Origin of the sequence: Streptomyces sp. NRRL S-1813 (assembly GCF_000719605.1) — a bacterium.
GTDB classification, from domain to species: Bacteria; Actinomycetota; Actinomycetes; order Streptomycetales; family Streptomycetaceae; genus Streptomyces; species Streptomyces decoyicus.
The window spans coordinates 127,086-149,951 of record NZ_JOHB01000013.1; the positions used below are offsets into that span (position 1 = coordinate 127,086).

Genomic DNA, 22,866 nt, shown 5'->3' on the forward strand with positions numbered 1-22,866 from the left:
GACAACTGCGGACTCACTGTCCCTCCGTCACGCGCGGTGCCTTGGCCTCGTGGTCGCGGGTGAGCTGGACGATCGCAGCCGCCGCGTCGCGGGCGCCGCTCTCGTCCTGGGCCTCGATCGCGTTGACGAGTCGCCTGTGCAGGCCGGCATGCTCCTCGGCGCCGGCGGCGTCCCAGGGGAGCCCCCCCAGGGCGGAGGTGAGAGCCGTACCGAGGTGGTCGTACACCTCGACCAGGAGGTCGTTTCCGCTCGCCCGGACGACGGCCCGGTGGAACAACGCGTCGACACTGCTGGCCGTGGACATGTCCTCACCGGCGCAGGCAGCGTCGGCGTCGGCCAGCAGCTCTCGCAGTTGGTGCAGTTGGTCCGCGCTGCGACGCAGGGCGGCGGCCCCTGAGGCGTACTCCTCGAGGACGGTGCGCAGTTCGAGAACGTTGTCCCGCTGCACGGAACTCGCTCGCCGCACCATGACCGACTGGAGTTCACTTGACGCACGGACGTAGGTGCCGTCCCCGATGCGGGCTTCCAACAGGCCCAGATGCACGAGCGCGCCGAGTGCCTCCCGCAGCGTGCTGCGTCCTACCCCGAGCTCCTCGATGAGGGCCTGCTCCGGCGGGATTCGCGTTCCCACCGGCCATCCACCTGTCTCAATGTGCGAGCGGAGACTGTCCACGAGCTGCGCGGACAGGCTTGCCGTCCTCCGCGGTGTACTGATGGGTTTCATGGAGACAGCATACAGACAAACATCAGACATTTGAACATCAGATTTCCCGAACCGGCGGCCGCGACAGGTTCTCTTGCGGGACGGTACTGCCTGCTCCGCCGTCGCCTTCGGGCCTGTTGGAGTCCCCTCGTGGGGCGGCATCGAGGATCGGGTAGTTCCATTCTTCTCCGGGCGGGCGGGCGGCGGTGCGAGCGGATTCGGGAGCAAGGGGGCGTCGTGCGCGAACCACCACCACAACCAGACAGGCTCGTTCGCACCTCGATTGATGAGCAAGACCCGGTTCAGCCTCCGAGGCGGCGCGCAAGGTGGAGCAGGTCTGGCAGCACCCGTCCGTCGAATCCTGGGAGGGAGACTTGGAGCAGCTGTGTGCAGGAGCGCGGATCCATACGGCCCGTAGAACGCCCCGCAAGACCTCCGGTTACCGCGGCAACGGTCCGTGTCAGGGCTTAGCGGAGGAGGGCGGAGCAGGCTCGCACCCTGGGCGAACGTTTCCGCCATCCGGCTTGTGGGAGGTGTGCGGGCTGTCCGGGACGCCTCCGGACAAGGGCCCTGGCCAGCCCGGACACGAAGCCGGCTGTCCGGGAGGGCTGATGCTGTTGTCACCTCTTGCCCGTGGTCGCGACACTTCAGCCCTCTGGTCAGCCCGCTCGCCTGAACGCGCCGGTGCATCCGCGCTGGGGGATGGACCGGCCGAAGCAACTCGACTCGGACTGCTGCTGTGCACCTCCGCCTGGTACGAGTTCGCCTGCTGCCTGCTCCAAGGCCGCCTGGTGAAGGTCACCGCCCTCGATCAGGTACTTGTCTAGCCGCCGGGCCGACACCCCCCCAGGCGCCAGCCCGGGTCAATACACCTAGGCGCTGGTGCGTGTCCCACACCGGCAGGGACGTGTTGGAGCTGCGTGCCCGGCTGCATCGGTCGGCGCCGCGGTGTCCGGCATGGTGTCGCGGGACGGGGCGCTGGGGGCGTCTACCGCGCCGCTGAGGACGCGGTCGGGGCTCTCACCCCGAGGGCGGCGAGCAGCATGATGGGCCGCCACACCGCCACGGCGATGGAGTCCTGCCGCGGGCGGGCGTGCGCGCCGCTCACCGGAAGAGTCCGTGGCACGACCCGTCGGCCTTGATGCGTTCGGCGCGCGGCCGCGTCACGGTCAGCATGTCCGGGTCCTCCACCGGCCACTCGCCCCGGCCCGGAATGCCGGCGCGGATGTCGGTCACCACCGCCTGCCGATCAGCCGCGCATTCGGGATCCCACCGGTAATGCTGGCGGACTGAGCGCTAAGGAATGATCTTGATCCTGGCTGGTTCGTAAGCTTGTGGTCTTCGCGGCAAGCGCCGACATCGGTGGGGCGGGGTCGGTAGCCTGCCGGTCATAAGTGGGCGGGATGCCGGGCTGCCTGAGGTCCTCTCGGCGTCGTGCCCGTGTCCGGTTCACAACGGGTGGCGTGGGTGGGGGCGGACGGTTGCGTCGGCGGAGGTCCGGGCGTTGGCCGGGCGGAGCATCTGTCCAGCAGCCAGTTCGCGGTAGATGGGGCTGCTGGTGAGCAGTTCCTCGTGACGTCCGCGGGCGGCGGTGCGGCCGCTGTCCAGTACGACGATCTGGTCGGCGTGCTGGACCGTGGAGAGCCGGTGTGCGATGACCAGCAGGGCGCATTCCCGGGCGACGTCCTTCATCACTGTGGTGAGCGCGGTCTCATTGATGGTGTCGAGGTGGGAGGTGGGCTCGTCGAGCAGGAGGATCGAGGGGCGGGCGAGCAGGGCGCGGGCCAGGGCCACGCGCTGGCGCTCGCCCGCCGACAGGGTGCCGCCGCGCTCGCCGAGCATTCCCGACAAGCCGCCCGGCAGCCGCCGCACGACCCCTTCCAGCTGGGCGAGCTCGACGACGCGTCGTGCCTCGGCCTCGGTGGCGTCGGGCGTGGCGTAGGTGATGTTGTCCCAGAGGGTACCGTGGACGACGTGGGTGTTCTGGTCGACGACGGCGATGCGTCCGCGGCATGCGGTGCGGCTCAGTGCGGTGGCGGGCAGGCCATCGAATAGCAGGGCCCCGGAGTCCGGTTCGTAGAATCTGGCGACGAGGGCGAAGATCGTGCTCTTTCCGGCACCCGACAGGCCGACCAGGGCTGTCTGCTGCCGGTGGGGGACGGTGAACGAGACGCCGCGCAGCACCGGCCGGTCCGGGTCGTAGCCAAAACTGAGATTCCGCAGGGCGAGAGCGGGCTCCTGATACGAGGCGGTCCGCCGCGCCGGTTCGCGCGTGGATGCCCGGACGGCCGGCGCCTCCTGGGAGGGCTCCGCCGGCAGGGACAGCGCCTGCTCGATGCGCTGGTAAGCCCCCATGCCACGCTGGATCAGGCCGACCGCCCGGAAGACCGAGGACAGCGGAAGGACCAGGTACGAGGCGTACAGCAGGAAGGCGACCAGGTCGCCGAGGGAGTTGGCGTGGCCGTTGACCCGCAGGCCGCCAATGACCAGGACGATCAGGAAGGAGCCCTGTACCGCGAGTTCGACCGCGGGGCTCATCACGGAGGCGAGTTTCGCGGTCCGTACGCCGGCGCTGTACGCCGATTCGACGCATTCTCCGATGCGGCCCGCTTCACGGTCCTCGGCTCGGTGAACCCGGATCATCGGCAGGGCGCCGAGCGCGCGTTCGAGGTCGGCGGCGATCGCGCCGACGGAGGTCTGCATGCGTTCGGAGGCGGCCCGGATGCCCTTGAGGAGCGAGGCGACGATCACGGCGGCGGTAGCTACGGTGAGGGCGACCAGGAGCAGCAGCAGCGGATCGATCCACAACATCAGGACGATCGCCCCCGCCGCGACGAGGGCACCCGTCACCAGGTCGACCAGTGCCTGGGAGACGACTTCTCTGAGCAGGGTGGTGTCGGCAGTGACCCGGGAGATCAGGTCGCCGCTGCGGTGCCGGTCGTACTCCCGCATCTCCAGCCGAAGCAGCCGCGCCACCAGACTGTGGCGCAGCCCTCGTACGATGCTTTCGCCCATGCGCTCCAGAACGAAGCGGCTCACCGCGCCCGTTGCCGCTTCGGTGACGAACAGTACGGCGAGGAGCAGCAACAGTGGCCACAACATCTGTCCGCGCCCGCTCGCGTCCACGACCCGTTGGGCGACGAGCGGCTGGGCAAGCCCGAGCGCGGAGCCGACGAGGGTGAGTACGGTGGCGACGGTGATGGAGGCCCGGTGGCCGGTGGTGAGCCGGTACATGGTGGCGACCGCGGCCCGGGTGGAGCGGTCGCCCTCGGCCGCCGGCTGCGCCTGATCCACGACGGTGTCGGTCATCGGCCTGATCGGCTCGCGGCGGCGACCGTGATGAGCCGGGTGAAGTAGTCGTCGGGTACACCCTCGTCCACGGGGCGGCCGTCCGCCTCGATCCAGGCGTGCGCCGTGAACGGCGGCACCACGCGCACCCCGGTGCACCAGGTCGGCCAGCTCCCTCCCAGGCGGCACAGCAGCGCCGCTCCCAGAGACCGGGGCAGGCAGCCTTTCGGGCCTGCGCAGCGCAGGCTCACCGCGCACATCGCGTCCCGTGCGTTCTTTGCCTGTGCGGCGGTGGCCGGCGTGGCTCCGCGACATGTGAGGTGGAGCACGGCGCGGATCCGGCGGGGCGGCAGGAGTGAGAGCGCGAGGGCGGGGGGCAGGACGAGTCGGGCGGCCAGGCGCCGGGCGAAGGGCACGCCGGTGGGCCGCTCCAGGGCGCTGGGGGTCGTCATTCGGCCAGCCCCGAGGCCCGCAGTTGCTGTACGAGGGCGTCGACGTCCTGCTTCGCCTGGACGAGGTCGATGTCGAACTCGTCGGCGAGCGCGGCGACCGCGGCGGCTTCGTCACCGCCCGCCATCAGCGTGTTGACCACCAGGGTGCCGGTGGGATTCAACTCCCAATAGTCCCCGGCGCGTTCGTCCAGGAGGACTGTGCCGTAGTCCGTCTCGGCAGTGGAGACATTGGCCCCGAACTTCAATGCCATGCGTGTGCCTTTCTACCGGGGAACGGTGGTCATGAGGAGGCGGGAGCCTTGGGCTCGGTGGTTCGGTGGAGGCCGCGCAGCCACACTTCGGCGGCGATGGTCGAATAGAGGATCGCGTCGCGCAGTTCGGGTGTGGCCGGGCGTTGGGCGAGCCGGCGCAGCGCTGCGCCGTCGACCAGGCCGAGCTGTTCCAGCCGGGAGTCCGCCCAGAGCGCCAGCAGATCGGCGCGGTGTTCGCGCAGTCCGTTGGATGCGTCCATGGAAGCGGCGGCCTTGTTGGTGCGCCGCAGGCACGCATCGGGCACGATCCCGCTCATGGCGGCGGTCAGGAGGGGTTTGTACTGCCAGGGCGTGACGCGCTCGCTCGGGCGGATGGCGAGGCATGCCTCGATGACGCGGTCGTCGAGGAACGGCGATGCCATCGGTACGCCGGCCCGGGCCGCCATCCGGTCCCACTGGCGGATGATGCGGGTGCAGGAAAGGATCTGTTCGAGGTCGGTGTGCAGGCCGCGGTCCGGGTGCAGCGGCACGGCGGTCATGGCGGCCTCGCGCAGCGCCCGTTGGGCCATCCGTTCGGCGTCGGGGGTGACCCAGTCGAAAAGGCGAGGGGGCATGCCCCAGCCGAGGCTGGTGCTGACGGTGGCGGGTAGTGGGTCTCGCAGGCGGCAGCTGGAGTCGGCCAGCCACTTACCGTAGGGCCGTGAGTCGGCCAGCGCGCGTGCCGTGCCGCCAAGTGGCCACTGCCACAGGGCCCTGAAGCCGCGCAGCTGCCGCAGCGCGAACAGCGGGCGGGTGCGGAGCAGTCGGTGGTAGTACGCCTCCGAGCACCAGGCCACGTGATCGCCGCCGATGCCGGTCAGGTGCAATCGGCTGCCGCGCTCCGCCAGGCCGGGCAGGTGGTGCAGGACCCGCGAGCGGTCCATGACGCCGATGGTCGGTTCGTCCAGCAGGTCATCGATGCCGAGCAGGCCGGTGTAGACGAGCGGCGAGGTATCGGCGTCCCAGACCACATGGTCGATGTCCGGCAACGAGCGGGCGGCCTGTTCTGCCCAGTACAGATCGGTGTCGGCGGGGTCACGACCCGGCCAGGTGCTGGCCACTACCCGTGCCGGTGAGCGGTCCGCCAGGAAACAGATGGAGGTGGAATCCAAGCCGCCTGACAGGTCGCAGCTGACCACGCCACCCTGCCGGGTACGGGCGTCGACCGCCGCGGCCAGGGCTTCGCGGACGAGAGGGGCGCCATCGGCGAGCGTGCGTACCGGTTCCGGCGGTGTCCACCAGCGCGAGTGGCGTACGGTCCGGCCGTCCGGCGAGACGATCAGCGCGTCCTGGGGGGACACGGCGGTGATGCCTCGCCACATGGGTACCTCGGCGAGTGGATGGGGAACCGGCCACAGCAGCCGGACGGCCAGTTGCTCCTCGTCCGGGTCGGCGCCGAGCGCGGCGGCGAGTACGTCGGCGCGGGTGGCAGCCACCTGTGTTCCGTCAACGGGGGCGTGGAAGACCAGCCGGAGCCCGGAGGCGGTGCCCTGCACCCTGAGCCGCCCGTCGAGCGCGGCGACGAGATGGAAGCTACCGGGAAGGGAGCGGGCCAGTGCGTCGAGTTCGGCGAGATCACGTAGCCGCCCGGCTTGGCGCTCGAGCTCTACGGCATCGATCGGACAGCAGCCGATGACGGCGAGGGCCGTGTGGCCGGCGCGCGCGGTGACGATCTCCTGCTCGTGCCACTGCCCCACCAGCCAGGGCCGGCCCGAAGCGTGCTGCAGGATTCGCGTTCCGGGGCGGGCGAAGGAGCGGGCCACGGCGGCCGCGTCCTCCCGGTCGGTGAAGACCGTGAAGTGCGCGTCGCCGGGGCCCGTCCCCGCACTCTCGTGCAGTTCAGTCATGACGTCGGGTCAGGACCGTCGCTCGTCAGTTCTTGCTCAGGATGAGACGGTCGTTGCCGGAGCTCTGCAAGAGCCCGGTCTTCTTCCGGAACGTCCCGAGCCGGACCAGTGTCGGCGCCTCGTAAGCCTTCTTCATGACGTCTCCTCACGTACAGGTGTCACGACCGCCCCTCCTGGACGGCTGCGAACCGGAGGCCGGTTCACTGCCGTCCTGTCCAGGCTCATCGGGAGCCGGAACAAGGAAGCGGGTGCACGCAATAGCTACGTGCATAGGTGGATGCCGCAGCAAGGTCGCCAGAGAAAATGGGATCATATGTAAAGTTCTTAAATGGCCGGAGAGCTGTACCGCGACTCACGAGGTTCGTCGAAAATGAAGCATGAGGCGAGCGGGATGCGTGCAAGGACGGAGAAACGTTTCGACCTGCGCATCGAGAAGCGCACGGTGGGTGTCGCGAAGAGGGCGCGCCGACGGGAGCCGGGCGGAGCCGCCGGGGCGCACTCCGATCTTGCCGCCGTGCTTCCGTCCCCGCTTTTTCTGCCTGAATGGCTGGATGCTGCCGCCGATCTCCATCGCCTCGCAGACGAACCGAGGCCAGGGTGGCCCTCCAGGACCACACCGCACGCTTCCCGGGCGTGTCCTCCCTCGCCAAGGCCCTCAACGTGCCCACCCCAGCCGTACGCAAGCTGGGGGCCCCTGGACCGAACTGCCGCGCCCAGAGGACGCCGGCGCCGAGCCGTCCGGACACGTCCGCCTCGACTATGCCCGTGCCTCCACCATCCGCCAGTCCCTCGACTCCCCACTCGACTCCCTGGCCGAGGCCGGTGTCGCCCGGATCTCTCGGAGAAGGTTTCCAGCCGCGCCACCGAGCGCCCGGAGCTGGAGCACGCCGTCAGCCTCGCCCGTGAACTGCGCGCGTCCGGCGTCCGCGTCACCCTCGTCGTCCACGAGCACAAGCGATCAGGTCCGAGGAGACAGTCGGGGGACGAGCAGTTCCAGCGCCTCCTCCCAGCGGAAACGATCAGCACCGCCGCCGGCCTTGGGCTTGTGAAGTTCGTACGAGCCGATCAGGACGCCCATCTCGCGCAAACGGTCCAGGCTCTGCCGGTATGCAGGATGGGCTGCCTGGGCCGAGTTCAGGTACGGGAGCACGGCGGTGGGGATACCGAAGCCGTACGCCTCGCACAGAATGCCCACCGCGAGGGTGTCGGAGATCCCGGCGGCCCACTTGTTGATCGTGTTGAACGTGGCACGAGCGACGGCGATCGCATCCGCCGGCGGCAACGGGCGAGGGTCGCCGGGAGTGGCAGTCTCCAGGGCCACGCCCGCGTCGCCGAAGGTGACGGCGGCGCTGACAGTGTGGAGGGCGACGTTGGTAGGGCTGAAGTTGGCCCAGGCGTCGGGGCGGTCGAGGTCGACGTAGCGGGCGACGTCCTTCGCCTCGGTGAGGAAGTCTTTGGTGGCGGAGCGGTCACCGCCGCTGCTGGCCGCGGTGACGCCGCGCAGGAGCAAGAGGCCGAGGGCAGCGAGATAGCGCGGTGAGCGCTGGTCGTAGGCGCCGGTGAGCTGATCGGCGGTGTGCCGGACCAGGGTGACGGCCTGGGCTGTGTGCTTCTCGCGGGCCAGTAGGCGTACTCGTCCCGCCGGAATCGCCGCTATCTGCGGCGTCGGCAGAACAAGCACACGATTTTCGAGCGCAAGGATCAGCGGGCCAACCGCCAGCGCCGTGGTAACGCGGGCGGAGACGCCTTCTCAAGATGCGAAGTGAGGATCGACTCGGAATGTGTCCACAGCAGCGCGCCGCCGATCCCCGGTACGACACGGTGATGAGCACCGGGTATACGGGTAGCGAGCAGTGCTCCGTTATCGGGCGAGTGGCTGGTGTCCCGTTCGCCGTACCAGATCTCGACCGGGACATTGATCTCGTCGAGGGCGAACGGCCACCGCCCCATGGACAGGACCGTGTTGCGGGCGTAACCAGCAGCACCTTGAACAAAACCCTCGTCCAAGGCCCTGCGGTAACCAGCCGCGAAATCAGGATCCTGATACACGGCGAGGTCGCACCCTGGACTCCCGGCCATGACCATGTCCCACATCGCATCCGCAGTGAAGCCCGCGATCTCCAGTTGCCGTACTCCACCAGCAGGTGGGGCCTCCTGGTCACCGGTTGCAGATCTCGCAATCCGCACCGAGCCAGAAGGCCCTCGTCCCGTTTCGGTCCGCTCACGGCGTGTCGGCAGTCACCAAACTCCGCGCGCCAACTGAACTAGACCGGGCCGTCCTTGCCACACAGATTCTTGACTTCGTCGGCAGTCATGTCTTTGGACTGGAACCTGATGATCTTGTAAGTGATGTCCGACTCGACGTTTTGGAATTCGCGCGGCCCAACGGCGGTGTACTTGTTCGCCTCGCTGAAGGGGTTTGTATTATCGACGCCTGCGATCTTCCAAGTCCCCTTCGCCTTCTGGGTGACGGGAACCTCCTCGAACCAGCCGGTTTGATGGGGGGTCAGTGTGCCGGTGAGCGCACTGCTCACGGTGTTCGACTTGAACCAGCTCTGCTCGACTTTCGCCGTCGCCCCGAGGCCTTCGATCGACAGGCCGACGGTGGTCGATTGGCCGGTGGTCTGAGCCTCCTCGTACTTCTGTGGAGCCTTTTCGGTGGCGGAGCAGTTCTGACTGGGCGTCCCCACCCTCGTCGCCGTACCGTAACTCGGCTCCCCGACCTTTTCGAGGGGCACGAAGGTGCACGTCTCACCGCAGCCGGAGAGGTACTTGGCGAGCCCCTCGGGAGTGGTCCAGTCGTCGGTGGTCTCGGGGACGGAACCAACCCCGGAGTCCGGCATCAGGCTGCCGCCGCCGCCAGGCGAATCTGCCTGCGCCGGGGTGATGGTCAGGCACAGCGCCGCCATGACACCCGCTGCTCCCACCGTGGCCGCCTTCAGCCGCCGGCTGCGTATTCTGCTGCTCATTTTTGTTTTCCTTACCTTCCACCTGAAGTGCGGATTGCGTCCTGCGATTCCGTTCACGACTCCGGGCGAGGCCGTCCAGGCAAGGCGGAGCCCGTGGTGAGCGAGGTGTGCATCAGCTCCGAACCCTCCGGGAACGGAGTGCCGCCGGCCACGCAGCAGAAACGGGTTGCCACCGCGACCGGCACAGGACAAGGCTCTGCCACGTCGCTCACGATCGGCTCATGCCACGCTCATGCGGCGTCGGCGGCCTGATCCGCAGGACACCCCCCTGGCGCGCACCGCGCGGCGGCGATCACCGGCGTCGGCCCTCTGCTGGCTGTCACCAGGAGAAGGCGGGTGAGGACAGTGTCCGACGGGTGTGGACCGCCATCGCCCTGCACACCACCCCGGGCATCCCCGAGTTCATGGAACCGGAGGTGGCGCTGGTAACCGCAGGTGTGGAGTACGAAGTCCTCGGCATCGGCTACCACCACATCGACGAGGCGGCCCGCACCGCAGTCGTCGCTCGGCACCCACGCCCCGGCTTCAAGCCGCGCATCCTGGCGGCAGTCGTTGACAGGATCTGGCCGAAGCGCAGACCGTTCGGCTGCCCGTGGCGCCACAGCGGCCCTGTGCCCGCCCGAAGTCGCCCACGGGCACTGTCATGCCACCCAAAGCTGAGACTCGTCAGACTCCGGCCCGAAAGGCGACATGCCCACGTGCACGGACGGCACCTGGCTGAGCAGTCTTGAACGTCCGTCCCCATGCCATCCGACACCCCGATCCCAGATGTCCGCCTTAGCTTAAGGGCTGGCCCGTAATGCCTTGAGCCATCGCCGCAGGTGGGGGATGTCGTAAGCCTTGTCCGCGTGGAGGCGTTGGGGCTTGAAGTGGCGTCCGCGGCAGGGGTCGTGTCTCGTTTGGTGACCCTTGACCATGGGCTTCAGCGTGAGGCTGTCGTGGACGTTCGCGGCGGAGAGGCCGACGACCAGGGGCAGTCCGTTCGCGTCCGACAGGATGTGCCTCTTGGAACCCGGCTTTCCCCGGTCCACGGGGCTTGGACCTGTGTGTTCACGGCCCCTTTTTGATGCGCGGCCACTCGTGCGCGATCCAGCGGGCGATTTCCGACTCGTCCCGCTCGACCGCCCGCCGCTCGGGCCGTTGCAGGCTCCATCCGAGCCGGCCGGTCAGCAGCCGCCACACCGACGCCCTCGACAACACCACCCCCGTTGCCCGGGTGACGACCGCGCCGACTCGTTCCAGAGTCCACAGGTCGGCCTCGAAACCATGAGCCTGGGCGCCCTGCTCCAACGCGGCCCGGACCATCTCGACCTGGGTGTCGTCCAGCTTGGGTGGGCGTCCGGTGGCTGCCCGTCTCCGCAGGCCCGAAGCACCGTCTTGCTCCCACACCCGCCGCCAACGCCGCACACTCTCGGCACACACCCCCACCGCCCTCGCGATCTCCGCATTCGAGACGCCGCCCTCGAACAACTCGACTGCCCGAACACGACGCGCCTCCGCCAACTGAGGCCGCGACAAAGGAGGAAGGGAGGAGCCGGCAACCGAAGGGGAAGATTGATATGCCACCCCGACAGCCTCCCACCCACACGACCACCACACCCACCGAACTTACGAAAAGATCAGTAAGAAGTCATCTCAAATTGGTGAGTCGGCGGTACAACGGCCCGCAGCTCCTCGTCGAGGGTGACGAGGCGGCTGACGGTGCTTCAGCCGTGGCACGTTAGCCAGGCACCTGAACTGCTCGGTGGATTCAGGGTTGGTCGTTGTGATGGAGCGTTTCATTTGACGGGTGGGTGCTTGAGTTGGTGGGGCTGAGCGTGAGCATGTGGGTTGGCGGGCAGCTGTGTAACCGCGCCTCGACATCTCCGGGTGTGCCGGCCCGGAACTTGGGACGCCTCTCCCATCTGGCGATCCTCCAGGGCAGGCTGGCAGCCGCGGCCTCCCTCAATGCTTCCCGAGCACATGGACCGTCCTCAATGCTTTCCGAGCATATGGGCCGTGCCGCTGGAAGTCCTCGGAGTCCGTCATCTTCTGTTGCGGCCGGGGGTGGGGGTCTTGCGGATCTCCTCGGTGGCTGCGTGGAAGGCGGGGGCGGCGTGCCTGAAGTAGTCGAAGAGGAGGGCGCGTTGCTGGGGGGTGTAGCGTGCCAGGATCTCGGCGATGTGGCGGCGGGCCGGGCTCACGACCTCCTCGATGCGGTCGAGTGCGTCGAGGACCGGCTCGACGATCACGCGTCTGCGGTCCTTGGGGTCCGCGGCGCGGCGCGCGTACCCGGCCCGCTCAAGGCGGTCGATCAGGCGGGTGGTGGCGCCAGTGGTCAGCCCGGTCCTGGAGGCCAACTCGCCTGAAGTAAGGCTGCCTTCCCGTGTGATCAGGCTGAGTGCGTACCACTCCGAGGTGTGCAGTCCTGCCGCCTCCGCACTGGCCAGGCCCTGGAGGCCGACCGCATCCAGGTACTCACGGAACACCACATGCTCATCCGCGGCGTCTGCGGGGGTTGTCATCGGTGGAGCCACCTCCTAGAGTTACCTGCACGCATGCAGATACTGTATTCAGTCAGATTCTGCTTCAGTCTAACCAAAGGGGGAGTCGCCCGCCATGACGACCACGGACGACGTCGCTGCGGTCACCTCGGTACTGAACGAACTCGTCGCCGCCTGGGGGCGGCACGACGCCCAGGCCTACGGCGAGCTGTTCACTGAGGACGCCACCTACATCACCTTCATCGGCACCCTCTACCAAGGGCGTCAGGACATCGTGGACAGCCACCGCTCGCTGTTCGCGGGGTTCCTCAAGGGCGCCAAACTCGCGGACGAAGTGCTCGACATCCGCTTCCTCGGGCCGGATGTAGCCGTCGTCCATGGACGCGGCGACACCTACAAAAGCAAGCGGCCGCCAAAGCTCACCAAGATCCAGACGTACACCCTGGTTCGCCAACACGACGGGAAGTGGCGTATCGCGGCTTTCCACAACACCAAGCGCAAGCCGCTGATGGAATCCCTCTCCTACAGGTTCGCCCCGGGCCTCGTCCCTGCCGCCGAGAAGTAAGCTCCGCCGGCTCGCCTGGCCAGGCTAGAAGTGTGGGGAACACGAGCAGGTCCGGTGAACCGCCCAGGTGAACTGCCCGGCTGGCGTCGCGGGCAGGGCTGGTGGCGTTTCGTGGCCCCGCAAGGCCGGCTTCGCGAACGACGGAGCAGCCCCGCCGATCGGGCGGGCTTGTGGGACGGTCATCGGTATCGCGCGCGCCGCCGTACTGACGGCCGCCCTCGCACAGGGCGCCTGGGAGTGGTTCTCCACATACATCGGAGTCACGCTCCTTGCTGTGACTTTCTCCTTCTACCCGACTACCAGCTACCGGCGTGGGCACCCGGCCTCAATTGTGCCTACGCAAGGAATCTGGCGGCCTATTCCCGGATCGTAGGCCTGTGCGCGGCGATCACAGTGGCCCCATGATGCAGCGCTGGAAGTGGCCTTTCCGATGCCAGGCACCCGCAAGGGGTAGGTGGGGGCGGGCGCATACGAGAGCGGCCGTGTGGCGTTGACGAACCCGACCGGCGACGAACGAGCTGCGCTGGCTTACGCGCACATCCAGCGCCACAGCGCCGCGGCTGACTGCCTGGCAGCCACGACAACCCGATGGCTACCCGTGTACGGAGCCGGGGCAGCCGTACTGGTGTGCCTGAGCGCAGGTCCTTCTCTTGGATCGTGCGAGACATGAAAAACGCGGGGGACGGTGCGAGAGGCATCATCTTCGGCGGAGACAAGCACGGTGGCCACGTATTCAACGTAATCAACCGCAACGGGCCATATTCATTGACGGGCAAAGCGGGCGTGCTGGGCATGCCTACAAACCATTCCAGGATGCTCGCCGCGTGTGCTCGCGCATCCCGGGGAAGGCAGTAGCGGCGTCCTTGGTGCCCTCCCACAGTTTTCCGTTCGCATGCGCGGCGGGCGCGGAGATCAGTCGTAGCCAGCAGGTTTCGTGGTCGGGCGGTGCGCCTTCTGGCCGAGGGTATCGGCACGTCGGCCTGCTGGCTGAGGGGGAGTGCTGGAGGTGGTGGACGAGCAGCGGGTGCGCGGTGCGGTGGAGCGGCGTTACCGACTGCGCCGAGACCGGATGGTGATCGGCCCCGAGGCGGGCGCGTCGATGTCCCTGGACGACCACCGCCGCGGTTTCGCCGCCGCCATGGCCGCCCTGCTCGCCGAGTTCAACGCCTACCTCGACCGGCAGGAGCCGACCCGTTCGCCGACTCTGTGGGCTACCGGCAGGGCACCCTCTGGCTCAGGCCCGACGAACTCGCCGAGATGATCAGCGAGTTGTGCGTCATTCCTTCGCTTCACGCGCGGGCAACGGGCCCGCGCCGGGCCGCAACCCCCACCTGGTGAGTTCAATCTTCTTCCCGACTGAGGAACCACCGCGACACGAAGCCCCCGAGGGCCACCAGCAGTGAAGCCGACCGGCAGTGACGCCGCAACAGACCTACCCCTGCAGCGTCAGCTGCCTCGCGGCGACAGCCCGGCCGTACGGCGATATAGCCAGAACCCGCTGGAGATCACGCGTCGTGTTCACCAGTGAAAGGGGAGGACGACGCGGGGCTCGTACGCAAGGCTGCGCGGTGGCGACGACGCTGACGGCTGGGTGTCGCCTGTTTGTGAACGCCGTTGTCGTTGTCCGTGTTCGACGAATGTTGGGTGTGGGCGGGTGCGGTGGAACGCTGGGCGGGAGGCCGCGCCCGCATCACCGTCGAACGCGCGCCTGGGAGTCACACACAGTCTGTAACGAGTTGCGCCCCGCACCGATGGATGCGGGGCGCAACTCTCCTTGGCGCGAGGTCAGTTGATCTGACCGATGGGCCGCATCAAGATGTGATTAATGTCCATCCCGTCTGGCTGATTGAGGGCGAAGAGAATGGAGTCGGCGATTTGCTCGGCGGTCATGATCGGTGCGTCGGGCCTGCCGCCGCGGTTGTCCCAGAACGGGGTGTCGACCATGCCGGGGGCGATGGGGGTGACACCGACCCCGTCGCCGGTCGCCATCAGGCGAGTGTTCTCCGCCAAGGCGTGGACGGGCCACTTGGTGAGCTCATCCGCTCCCCACTGCCGCTCACCATCATCAGACTCCGAGAAGTTCCCGATTTCGGGTTGGACTGGCCTCAGTTGGCGCCCTCGAACGCAGGAACGCCCTATGCGTCCTTGGGGACGTCGTGACGTGAGACCTGCCCGAACTCGTCTTCCAGGCGGCGCAGCAGACGGCTCAGCAGCAGGTTGAGCTCCCTGAGTTCGTCGGCGGTGAGGGCCTCGGTGAACAGACTCTGCTCCTGGGCGGTGCGCTCCTGGGTGGCCGCGCGCCAGCGGGCCTGTCCGCGCGCGGTGAGGCGTACTGGTTTGCTGCGCCCGTCGGTCGCGGTCACCGACTCGACCAGACCTGCGCTGGAGAGGCGGTTGAGGCGCACGCTCATCGTGCCCGAGGTGACCCCGAGTTGCTGCGACAGTGCGGTGGGGGAGGCCTGGTAGGGGGCCCCGGACCGCTGCAGAGCGGACAGGGCCGCCCAGTCCCCGGCCGTCAGCCCGTTGTCGGCTGCCACACGGGTGAGCAGGCGGTCGAAGAGGCGGGCCATGCGGCCGATGCGCTGACGGGCCGCTTCAATGTGCGCGTCGACGTCCGGCATGTCGGCGATCCATGAGGCCAGTTCGGCCGCGACTGAGTCCTGTAGCTCCGTCGATGGCGGCTTGGGTACGGGCACCTTTGACACTCCCTTGAGTCTCAAGATAATTTATCTTGGCGCTCAAGATAATCATACGAGGAGGGGCTAGTGGCAGATCCGTCCACCACACAGGACCGCCATGGTCTGCCCTGGGCCGGCTTGCTCGCCCTGGCGGTCTCCGGGTTCGTCACGGTGCTCACCGAGACCGTCCCCGCCGGCCTGCTGCCGCAGATCAGCAACGGACTCGACACCTCCCAATCCACCGCCGGACAACTGGTCACCGTCTACGCCGCAGGCTCGATGCTGGCCGCGATCCCGCTCACCGCCCTGACCCGGCGCTGGCCGCGCCGCCCGGTCCTGCTGGCCACCCTCCTCGCCGTCGTCGCCGCCAATGCCGCCACGGCCCTTTCCCCCTGGTACGCCCTGACCTTCACCGGCCGCCTCTTCGCCGGACTCGGCGCAGGCCTGCAATGGGCCATGCTCGCCGGATACGCCATGCGTCTGGTCCCCGCATCCAGCAAGGGCAAGGCCCTGGCCGTCTCCATGGGCGGCGTCCCCGTCGCGTTGGCCCTGGGCATCCCCGCGGGCACCGCCCTGGGCACCGGTATCGGCTGGCGCTCCACCTTCGCCGTGATGGCCGTCCTGGGCCTTGTCGTCACTTTCTGGGTGCGCGCGGCCGTCCCGCCCCTCGAGGCGGAACCCGCCCACGAGCGCATCCCGGTCACCCAGGTGCTGCTGCGGCCCGGCATCGCGGTCCTCATGCTGATCGCCTTCGCCTTCGAAGTCGCCCACATGAACCTCTACACCTACATCGCCTCCTTTCTGTCCTCCTCGGGCCTCGAGGGCCGCGTCGATCTCGTCCTGCTCGGCTTCGGAATCGCAGCCATCGCCGGCCTCTGGCTGACCGGAGCGCTGATCGACCGGAACCTGCGCGCCGTCGTTCTGACCGCCTTCACCGCCTTCACCGGCGCCATGGCGCTGCTCGCCACTCTCGGATCAAGCCCCGTCGTCACGGTCGCCGCGATCACGGTATGGGGAGGGGCCCTGGGCGCTGCCCCGACGATGCTGCAGGCCGCCTCCGCCCGCGTGGCTGACTCCTCCCTGGAGGTCGCCCAGTCGATGCTGGTGACGATGCTCAACGCAGGCATGGCCGCCGGCCCCCTCCTGGGAGGCGTCCTCTACGCCGCCGATGGGACAGCCCCCCTGGCCTGGACGAGCTTGGGCATCTTCGCAGTCGTCCTGCTCATCGCCGCCTCGATGGGCCGTCGCGCCTTCCCTCACATCGCGCAGACCCTCGAAGTAGCCTCCGACCCTCCTGCTCCACACCCCCCGACGCAGCAGCAAACCGCGGAGAACCTGCCGCCCTCCCGGTCCGCGAGCTAACTCTCACACCCACACCGCCCGGATCGCCGACCCGCCGACGCCCCCAACCCGTCCAGCAGGTCCACGAAGCCGGACCCTGAATCACCGATCCGTATCTGTGCTCCAGTCGCCCACCAGTGCCACTTGGAGCGGCATGGAAAGGAACCCCGATGCCGTCGCAGCCCCCCGCCCACGAGACCGGCAAGGTCTGGTTCATCACCGGCACCAGCACCGGCCTGGGCCGCGCCCTGGCCCGCGAGGTCATCGCCGTCGGCGACCGGCTCGTCGCCACGGCGCGCGACACCACGACCCTGAGCGACCTCGTGGCCCTCGCACCCGAGCGCGTCCACGCCGTACCTCTCGATGTCACCGAGCCTGCCGCGGTCCGCGACGCCGTGGCCATCGCGCTCAAGGAGTTCGGCCGGATCGACGTCCTCGTCAACAACGCCGGCTACGCCCTGCGCGGCGCGGTGGAAGAACTCTCCGACGCGGATCTGCGCCGCCAGTTCGACACCAACGTCTTCGGCGCCCTGGACGTGACCCGGGCCGTTCTGCCCACGATGCGCGAGCAGCGCTCGGGCTGCATCGTGCAGATGTCGTCGGTCGGAGGGGTCATGGCCACCCTGGGCGGAACCGCTTACGCAGGCACCAAGTTCGCCCTCGAAGGGCTTTCCGAAGGCCTGGCCGCCGAGGTCGCCCACCTCGGCATCCACGTCGTCATCGTTGAACCCGGCCCCTTCCGCACCGACTTCAGCGGCCGCTCCGTGCGCTTCGCCGACCCCATCGAGGACTACCGGCCTGCCCTGGACCCGGCCAAGAAGCAGTTCCTGGCGATGCACGGGACCCAGCCGGGCGATCCCGCCCGCGCGGCTCGGGCCATCATCACCGCTACCCAGATGGACAAGCCCCCGCTGCGGCTGCCCCTGGGAGCCAACGCGATCGACCGAATCCGTGAACGCCTCCAACTCCGCCTCAAGGAAGTGGACACCATCGAGCAGCTGGGACGCCCCACCGACTTCACTGCGACTACGGGTGACGGCGCCGGGCGAGAGGCTGATGAAAGCTGACAACGCCGACCAGCAGACAGCCCTGAACGAAGCCGGCCTGTATGGCGAGCGCATCGGAGGCACCTGCCAGACGTGCCCCGTCTGGCAGGCCTCGTAACCTGGCGCCGCAGGCGCCCCCCATACCGCCCCGGGCAGTTACCCCCGGCTGGCCGGGGCTCTTCGTCTCATGAACTGCGCAACCGGCGTTCCGGGCCGTCTCGAGCGCGGGGCGCACGAGTCAACTGCGCTCAGGGTGTATGACAGCGACCTGCCACGCTTCGACGGCGTGCTCATGGCCAACTCCAGCGAGCCGCTGAGCTGTGATGCGTGCGGACTCACCACAGGCCTGGTCCTGTGGTGGCTGTGACGACCGTCGGTGGGCCCTGGGAAACGCCCCGGATGACTTCGTTCACTTTCAGCAGCAGCGTTTGTCCACCGGTTCGGGAGGCGAGGGAGGGCCCGAGCTCCGCAGATGTTCACGAGAATTGGCTCTGGTCCCGTTTGCGGTGAGCTGGAGCAGGTTATGCGCCGCCAGCGGCCTGGCCACCTCCTCCCGACCACCCGGTGAGCACGTAGGCAACGGTTCAAGGCGCCGGCGTTCAGGTCCGCGGCGCAGACAGTGATGCTCTCTGTCTCTTTCAAAACAGTGCTATCGCAGTCTTGACGGCATTCGCCGGGTGTGGCAGGGCCCCCGTCTTCCCTGGTCCTGCCAGGGCCCCTCTGAGACACGCGCACCGCATTACGGTGTCGGTATGAAGGATGAGGAATCCGGCAACCGGCTCGGCAGCTACCTTCGCGCCCGGCGTGAGCTGGTCTCCCCGGCGCAGGCAGGGATCCCGCCTGGCGGTAACCGCCGCGTGCCCGGTCTGCGCCGTGAGGAAGTCGCCCTGCTCGCCGGAATCAGCCCCAACTACTACCTGTGACTGGAACGCGGCCGCGACAAGAATCCCTCACCGCAGGTCCTCGAATCACTCGCGCGCGTCCTGTGTCTCGACGACATCGAGCGGACGTATCTGCTCGGCCTCACGGCAGCACGCCCCAGGGCACCGCGCCGCAAGCGGCCCGAGCACGTACCGGCACGGGTGCACCAGCTCCTCGCCCACCTCCAGATCCCCGCGTTCGTCGAAGGGCGCGCTTTCGACGTCCTGGCCTCCAACCCCATGGCCGTCGCGCTCTCCCCGCGCCTGCGGCCTGGCCAGAACCGGCTTCGTTCCCTCTTTCTCGATCCCGAGGAACAAGCCTTTCACCAGGACTGGGCCAAAGCCGCCGCCAGCTTCGTCGCCGCTCTTCGCACCACCATCGGGGACGACACCGGCAACCCCTGGTTCGTCGAACTCGTCGGAGAACTCGCACTGCCCAGTCAGCGGTTCCGCATCCTGTGGGCCCGACACGACGTCCGCAGTCTCGACGGAGGCGCCACCACCGTCCACCACCCCGTCGACGGTGAACTACGCCTCCACCGCAACAAACTCCCCATCGACGACGTCATCCTCGTCGTCTACTACCCCGACAAGGACAGCGACAGCGACGAGAAGCTGCAACTCCTCGCCGCACTCTCACAGACCGAACTCACCGGCACAGCACACAGCAGGGCAGCAGACGCCCCCCACTCGAAGACACCCTGACGAACACCGGCCGCCCGGCAGTACGGCCAGAACGGCCGCGCCACGATTTCCGCCATCCGCGGACCGCCTCGGCGCCCGGTCATTAGTCGTCGGTGGCGTCCAGGGCGCGCAGGGGCCGCAGGCCGCCTGGGGCCCGAAGTTGGAGCCGTTGCTGCTGTCTGATGACGAGCGGGCTGAGTTGGAGCGGTGGACGCGTCGGGTGACATCGGCCCAGGCCCTGGCTCTGCGGGCGTCGGATCGTGCTGGCGTGTGCGGGGCCGGAAGTACCGCCGAGTGTCGCGGTTGCCCGGGATCTGCGGGTGACCGCGGACACCGTCCGCAAGTGGCGGCGACGCTTCCTTGCCGAGCGGCTGGACGGACTGGTCGACGAGCCCCGGCCGGGCCGGCCGCCCACCATCAGCGTTGATCAGGTGGAGGTGGTGGTAGTCACCACGCTGGAACAGCTGCCGAAAAACGCCACCTACTGGTCGCGAACATCGATGGCGCAGCACAGTGGCCTGTCGAAGTCGACCGTGGGTCGGATCTGGCGGCAGTTCCAGCTCAAGCCGCATCTGGCGGACTCGGCGCTACCCCCCCTACGGTCGGGTGAGAATTTCGGCTCCGCTGTCGGTGATGGCGATGGTGTGCTCGCTGTGCGCGGTCCGGCAGCCTGTCGCGCTGCGCAGCGTCCAACCGTCGGCGTCGGTGACGAGTGTGGCAGTGTCGGCCATGACCCAGGGCTCCAGGGCGAGCAGCAGTCCGGGGCGCAGCTTGTATCCGCGGCCGGGCCGTCCGGTGTTCGCGATGTGTGGGTCCTGGTGCATGGTCGAGCCGATGCCGTGGCCTCCGAACTCGGTGTTGATCGGGTAGCCCGCCTTGCTGAGGACCGTGCCGATGGCGTGGGAGAGGTCGCCGATGCGCGCCCCAGGCTTGGCGGCGGCGATGCCGGCGGCGAGTGCACGTTCGGTCGTCTCGATCATCGCGACGCTCTCCGCTGGCCTGGCCTTGCCCACCAGAAAGCTGATCGCGGCGTCCGCGGCCACCCCGCCCCTGGCTACGGCGAGGTCGAGAGTCAGCAGATCCCCGTCTGCCAGCGTGTAGTTGTGAGGCCGCCCATGGAGCACTCCGTCGTTGACGGCCGTGCAGATGTAGTGCCCGAACGGGCCGCGCCCGAACGAAGGCGCGTAGTCGACGTAGCAGGACTGCGCTCCCGCCTCGGTGATCATCTCCTTGGCCCACTGGTCGATGTCCAGCAGGTTCGTCCCGACCGTGCTGCGCTGCTTCAGCGTGTGCAGGATGTTTCCGACCAGGGCGCCGGTGTCCCTCGCCCGCTCGAGCCGCGCGGAGTTCAGGATCTCAATCATGGGGGACCTCTCATGTATGTCCAATAACTATCCCGGTCTAACTGTACCGGTATTAGAATGGGGTCATGGTCAGGTTGCCGCTCACCCCCGCCGAGGTAGAACGCGGACAGCGCCTTGGCGCCCTGCTCCGCCGAGCCCGGGGCTGCCGCTCGATGCTGGACGTGGCGCTCGCTTCGCACATCTCGCCAGAAACTCTGCGGAAGATCGAATCCGGCCGTGTGGCTACCCCCGCCTTCCCGACCATCGCAGCGATCGCCGACACCCTCGGCCTGTCTCTCGACGCCGTCTGGGCCGAGATCAGCCAGGCGGAGCGAACCGTCGAGGATCAGTCGGTCCTGCCTGTCACACGGCATCCATCGCTGGTTTCGTAACGCCGCACTCAGAGAGTCAGCGGTTCACTGACCGCGCTGTGCCGGTACGCCTGCGCGCGCTGATCACCTCGTCGACCAGCGGCGAGCACCGCCTAGCGGACCTCGGCGGCTACGCCGACCTGGCCGCCTGTCGGCTCCGTCGCTTCCTGCCCGAAGGGCGCGAGCCCCTCACCCTCGCGGTGTGCCCGCACACGGGGAAGGTGTGGGAGACCCGGTAGCCGACGCACTCGCGGCAGGCGGCGACATCGCCGTTCTTCCACTTCGGCATCGCGGTGCGGTTGGAGATCCGCTCCTCCCACTCGTCCCCGGCCGCACACCGCCACCACACCGCGACCTGCATCTTCGGCGTCGCCTTCTGCGGCGCAGCCCGCCGTCGCTCCGGCGCCGACTGGCTGGACATGGCTGGCTTCACCAAGCACGTGAGCACCTGCGGATTTCGGCTGACCTTCGCGGAATCGCACTGGACCGACCACGACACGCCATCGAGCATCTCACTCACCCCGTGTGCGGGCTCGTCCTCAAGGAGGACATGCGCACCTGCACCTGCGCGTTCGGGGAGCGGAGCTGCAGGATCTGGTTCAACGGCCCCGAATAGGCCGCCGTGACGATCGTCGTTTCCTCCAACGAGGAATACGGCGTCCTCAAGCAGTTCGCCGACATCGAGAGCACCACCGGCGTCCCCGGACTGGACCTGCCCGGGGCTCAACATCGTGGCCACCGCTGCGAGTTACGGCACCGACGCCCACGAAGCCACCGACACCGAGCAGGTCGCCGAGATGCTCCGCGCCGGAGTCGACGACCGGGAACGCCCGACCCTCATCAACGTCCGGACAAACAAGGCCAAGAAGGTCGCCCCACGCCTGACCTGAGCCCACCAACCAGCAGGGCAACGCCCTCAGCGCCGGCGCCCGTGCCATCGGCGGAACCGGATCTGCGTTGCTGCATGGTGCAGCCCCCGCCTGCGCCCTCGTGGACGACGGCCGGGGGAAAGCGGGGTCGCCCATCCTGTTGGCAGGGTGAGGAGTGGTCGGGGTGGTGGTGTCCAGGTTCTCGTGCCGCGAGGTGAAACCGATCCCGCGCTCGCGCAGGCGGCGACCATGTTGACGACTCTCATCGCCACCTCCCAATCGGCCTCGACTGCCTCCAGGCCGGTTTTCCGATCGTCATAGCCCGGTCTCGTCTCGGTCGGGGCTCAGGTGGGGAATAGCCTTGAGTCTCCAGTGACTGGAGACAGCAGAGTGGGGGCATGGACGTTACGACCCTCTACTCGATCGGGGAGCTTTCCCGGCGTACCGGCTTGTCCGTGAGGACCATCCGGTTCTACTCCGATTCGGGGGCGGTAGCGCCGACCACGGGAAGCCCCGCTGGCTATCGGCTCTACGACCTCGACGCACTGCTTCGTCTGGAGCTCCTCTGCACACTGCGTGAGCTGGGCATCAGCCTGGCCACGATTCAACGGGTACTGGACCGAGAGCTCTCCTTGACGGAAGTCGCCGCGGCGCACGCCGACGCCATGGATGTCCAGATCAGGGTGCTGCAACTGCGTCGGAGCGTTCTGCGAGCCGTGGCCAGACGCGGGGCCAATCCCGAGGAGACCAAGCTCATGCACAGGTTCACGCAGTTGTCCGGCGAGGAGCGCCGACGGTTGATCGACGATTTCGTGGAGGGCACGTTCGGCACCGTGGATGCCGACCCGGGCGGTGACCATGGTTCGCGTTGCCACTCCAGAACTCCCCGATGATCCGTCCAGCGAGCAGGGCGCCGCGTGGGTGGAACTCGCTGAGCTGGTCGGTGACGAGGACTTCCGGGCCCGGATGCGCCGGGCGGCCAGGTGTCAGGCCGCCGGGCGCAGGCTCGACATCGAG

At 68.3% G+C, this 22,866-nt stretch carries 22 protein-coding genes and 6 pseudogenes; 11 read left to right on the plus strand and 17 right to left on the minus strand.

Annotation, left to right across the window (positions count from 1 at the left end; translation table 11 throughout):
- Positions 1–13: 13 nt before the first annotated feature.
- The 8 genes from IF67_RS0120610 to IF67_RS45065 form a co-directional block, all read right to left on the minus strand.
- Complete coding sequence (locus IF67_RS0120610; RefSeq protein WP_324608886.1) at positions 14–754, minus strand: FadR/GntR family transcriptional regulator; 741 nt, start codon at positions 752–754, stop codon at positions 14–16.
- Between the two features lie 1,053 nt (positions 755–1,807).
- On the minus strand, positions 1,808–1,939 hold the full coding sequence (locus tag IF67_RS45770) for a hypothetical protein (protein WP_267959223.1): 132 nt from the start codon (positions 1,937–1,939) through the stop codon (positions 1,808–1,810).
- Positions 1,940–2,152: 213 nt separating this feature from the next.
- Positions 2,153–4,012, minus strand: coding sequence for an ABC transporter ATP-binding protein (locus IF67_RS0120625; protein WP_234341203.1), 1,860 nt, complete (start codon positions 4,010–4,012; stop codon positions 2,153–2,155).
- Entirely contained in the window at positions 4,009–4,443 is a 435-nt protein-coding gene (locus IF67_RS0120630; RefSeq protein WP_030987721.1) for a lasso peptide biosynthesis B2 protein, read from the minus strand. The genes IF67_RS0120625 and IF67_RS0120630 overlap by 4 nt, the downstream gene beginning before the upstream one ends.
- Positions 4,440–4,694, minus strand: coding sequence for a lasso peptide biosynthesis PqqD family chaperone (locus tag IF67_RS0120635; protein WP_030987723.1), 255 nt, complete (start codon positions 4,692–4,694; stop codon positions 4,440–4,442). Before IF67_RS0120635 ends, IF67_RS0120630 begins: the two co-directional genes overlap by 4 nt.
- A gap of 29 nt (positions 4,695–4,723) precedes the next feature.
- Positions 4,724–6,580 (minus strand): lasso peptide isopeptide bond-forming cyclase, encoded by a 1,857-nt coding sequence (locus tag IF67_RS0120640; RefSeq protein ID WP_037839595.1) that lies wholly within the window; start codon positions 6,578–6,580, stop codon positions 4,724–4,726.
- Between the two features lie 25 nt (positions 6,581–6,605).
- Complete coding sequence (locus tag IF67_RS43070) at positions 6,606–6,716, minus strand: keywimysin-related RiPP (RefSeq protein ID WP_107050258.1); 111 nt, start codon at positions 6,714–6,716, stop codon at positions 6,606–6,608.
- Between the two features lie 822 nt (positions 6,717–7,538).
- Positions 7,539–8,261: a flavoprotein gene (locus IF67_RS45065; protein ID WP_234341204.1), complete on the minus strand. Its 723-nt coding sequence runs from the start codon at positions 8,259–8,261 to the stop codon at positions 7,539–7,541.
- Here IF67_RS45065 and IF67_RS44320 point away from each other — a divergent pair.
- Positions 8,208–8,321 (plus strand): annotated as a pseudogene (locus IF67_RS44320) (IS5/IS1182 family transposase); the annotation flags it as partial. The gene IF67_RS45065 and the pseudogene IF67_RS44320 sit on opposite strands and share 54 nt — an antisense overlap.
- On the opposite strand, the gene IF67_RS46325 reads toward IF67_RS44320, so the two are convergent.
- Together IF67_RS46325 and IF67_RS0120660 are read right to left on the minus strand one after the other, a co-directional pair.
- Complete coding sequence (locus IF67_RS46325; RefSeq protein WP_420708696.1) at positions 8,282–8,530, minus strand: alpha/beta fold hydrolase; 249 nt, start codon at positions 8,528–8,530, stop codon at positions 8,282–8,284. The pseudogene IF67_RS44320 and the gene IF67_RS46325 overlap by 40 nt on opposite strands.
- A gap of 314 nt (positions 8,531–8,844) precedes the next feature.
- Positions 8,845–9,549: a hypothetical protein gene (locus IF67_RS0120660; RefSeq protein WP_030088124.1), complete on the minus strand. Its 705-nt coding sequence runs from the start codon at positions 9,547–9,549 to the stop codon at positions 8,845–8,847.
- 338 nt (positions 9,550–9,887) lie between these two features.
- Between IF67_RS0120660 and IF67_RS45070 the strand changes: the two are divergent.
- Positions 9,888–10,121 (plus strand): annotated as a pseudogene (locus IF67_RS45070) (diguanylate cyclase); the annotation flags it as partial.
- 222 nt (positions 10,122–10,343) lie between these two features.
- On the opposite strand, the pseudogene IF67_RS0120665 reads toward IF67_RS45070, so the two are convergent.
- From IF67_RS0120665 to IF67_RS0120675, 3 genes and pseudogenes are all read right to left on the minus strand, one after another.
- Positions 10,344–10,616 (minus strand): annotated as a pseudogene (locus tag IF67_RS0120665) (transposase); the annotation flags it as partial.
- A complete protein-coding gene (locus IF67_RS43790) occupies positions 10,600–11,148 on the minus strand; it encodes a winged helix-turn-helix domain-containing protein (RefSeq protein ID WP_107050259.1) in 549 nt (182 codons plus the stop codon). The pseudogene IF67_RS0120665 and the gene IF67_RS43790, both read right to left, overlap by 17 nt.
- A gap of 425 nt (positions 11,149–11,573) precedes the next feature.
- The gene (locus IF67_RS0120675; RefSeq protein WP_030987735.1) at positions 11,574–12,053 is read right to left on the minus strand and encodes a MarR family winged helix-turn-helix transcriptional regulator; all 480 of its coding nucleotides are present in this window, start codon (positions 12,051–12,053) and stop codon (positions 11,574–11,576) included.
- A gap of 94 nt (positions 12,054–12,147) precedes the next feature.
- Here IF67_RS0120675 and IF67_RS0120680 point away from each other — a divergent pair, with 94 nt between their 5' ends.
- Both IF67_RS0120680 and IF67_RS44325 read left to right on the plus strand, forming a co-directional pair.
- Positions 12,148–12,597 (plus strand): SgcJ/EcaC family oxidoreductase, encoded by a 450-nt coding sequence (locus IF67_RS0120680; RefSeq protein WP_030987736.1) that lies wholly within the window; start codon positions 12,148–12,150, stop codon positions 12,595–12,597.
- Positions 12,598–13,603: 1,006 nt separating this feature from the next.
- Positions 13,604–13,858, plus strand: a complete 255-nt coding sequence (locus IF67_RS44325; RefSeq protein WP_199812755.1) for a hypothetical protein — start codon at positions 13,604–13,606, stop codon at positions 13,856–13,858.
- Between the two features lie 524 nt (positions 13,859–14,382).
- Here the strand turns inward: IF67_RS44325 and IF67_RS0120690 are convergent.
- Positions 14,383–14,586 (minus strand): hypothetical protein, encoded by a 204-nt coding sequence (locus tag IF67_RS0120690; protein WP_030987738.1) that lies wholly within the window; start codon positions 14,584–14,586, stop codon positions 14,383–14,385.
- Positions 14,587–14,732: 146 nt separating this feature from the next.
- On the minus strand, positions 14,733–15,293 hold the full coding sequence (locus tag IF67_RS0120695) for a MarR family winged helix-turn-helix transcriptional regulator (protein WP_234341208.1): 561 nt from the start codon (positions 15,291–15,293) through the stop codon (positions 14,733–14,735).
- A 69-nt stretch (positions 15,294–15,362) separates the two neighbouring features.
- Here IF67_RS0120695 and IF67_RS0120700 point away from each other — a divergent pair, with 69 nt between their 5' ends.
- From IF67_RS0120700 to IF67_RS45075, 4 genes and pseudogenes are all read left to right on the plus strand, one after another.
- The gene (locus IF67_RS0120700; RefSeq protein WP_063754370.1) at positions 15,363–16,637 is read left to right on the plus strand and encodes an MFS transporter; all 1,275 of its coding nucleotides are present in this window, start codon (positions 15,363–15,365) and stop codon (positions 16,635–16,637) included.
- Positions 16,638–16,786: 149 nt separating this feature from the next.
- Positions 16,787–17,683, plus strand: coding sequence for an oxidoreductase (locus IF67_RS0120705; protein WP_030987745.1), 897 nt, complete (start codon positions 16,787–16,789; stop codon positions 17,681–17,683).
- Between the two features lie 731 nt (positions 17,684–18,414).
- A pseudogene (locus IF67_RS39405) lies at positions 18,415–19,287 on the plus strand (helix-turn-helix transcriptional regulator).
- A 299-nt stretch (positions 19,288–19,586) separates the two neighbouring features.
- A pseudogene (locus tag IF67_RS45075) lies at positions 19,587–19,754 on the plus strand (helix-turn-helix domain-containing protein); the annotation flags it as partial.
- Positions 19,755–19,862: 108 nt separating this feature from the next.
- On the opposite strand, the gene map reads toward IF67_RS45075, so the two are convergent.
- Positions 19,863–20,630 carry a type I methionyl aminopeptidase gene (map, locus tag IF67_RS0120720; protein ID WP_030987746.1) on the minus strand — a complete coding sequence of 256 codons (768 nt, stop codon included), beginning with the start codon at positions 20,628–20,630 and terminating at the stop codon, positions 19,863–19,865.
- 65 nt (positions 20,631–20,695) lie between these two features.
- Here map and IF67_RS0120725 point away from each other — a divergent pair, with 65 nt between their 5' ends.
- Complete coding sequence (locus IF67_RS0120725) at positions 20,696–21,001, plus strand: helix-turn-helix domain-containing protein (RefSeq protein ID WP_010983415.1); 306 nt, start codon at positions 20,696–20,698, stop codon at positions 20,999–21,001.
- Positions 21,002–21,110: 109 nt separating this feature from the next.
- Here the strand turns inward: IF67_RS0120725 and IF67_RS0120730 are convergent, their stop codons facing one another.
- Positions 21,111–21,401, minus strand: a complete 291-nt coding sequence (locus tag IF67_RS0120730; protein WP_158713129.1) for a zinc-ribbon domain-containing protein — start codon at positions 21,399–21,401, stop codon at positions 21,111–21,113.
- A gap of 310 nt (positions 21,402–21,711) precedes the next feature.
- On the opposite strand from IF67_RS0120730, the gene IF67_RS44330 reads away from it, so the two are divergent.
- A complete protein-coding gene (locus IF67_RS44330; protein WP_199812756.1) occupies positions 21,712–21,870 on the plus strand; it encodes a hypothetical protein in 159 nt (52 codons plus the stop codon).
- 377 nt (positions 21,871–22,247) lie between these two features.
- Positions 22,248–22,845, plus strand: a pseudogene (locus IF67_RS39410) (MerR family transcriptional regulator); the annotation flags it as partial.
- Between the last annotated feature and the right edge of the window lie 21 nt (positions 22,846–22,866).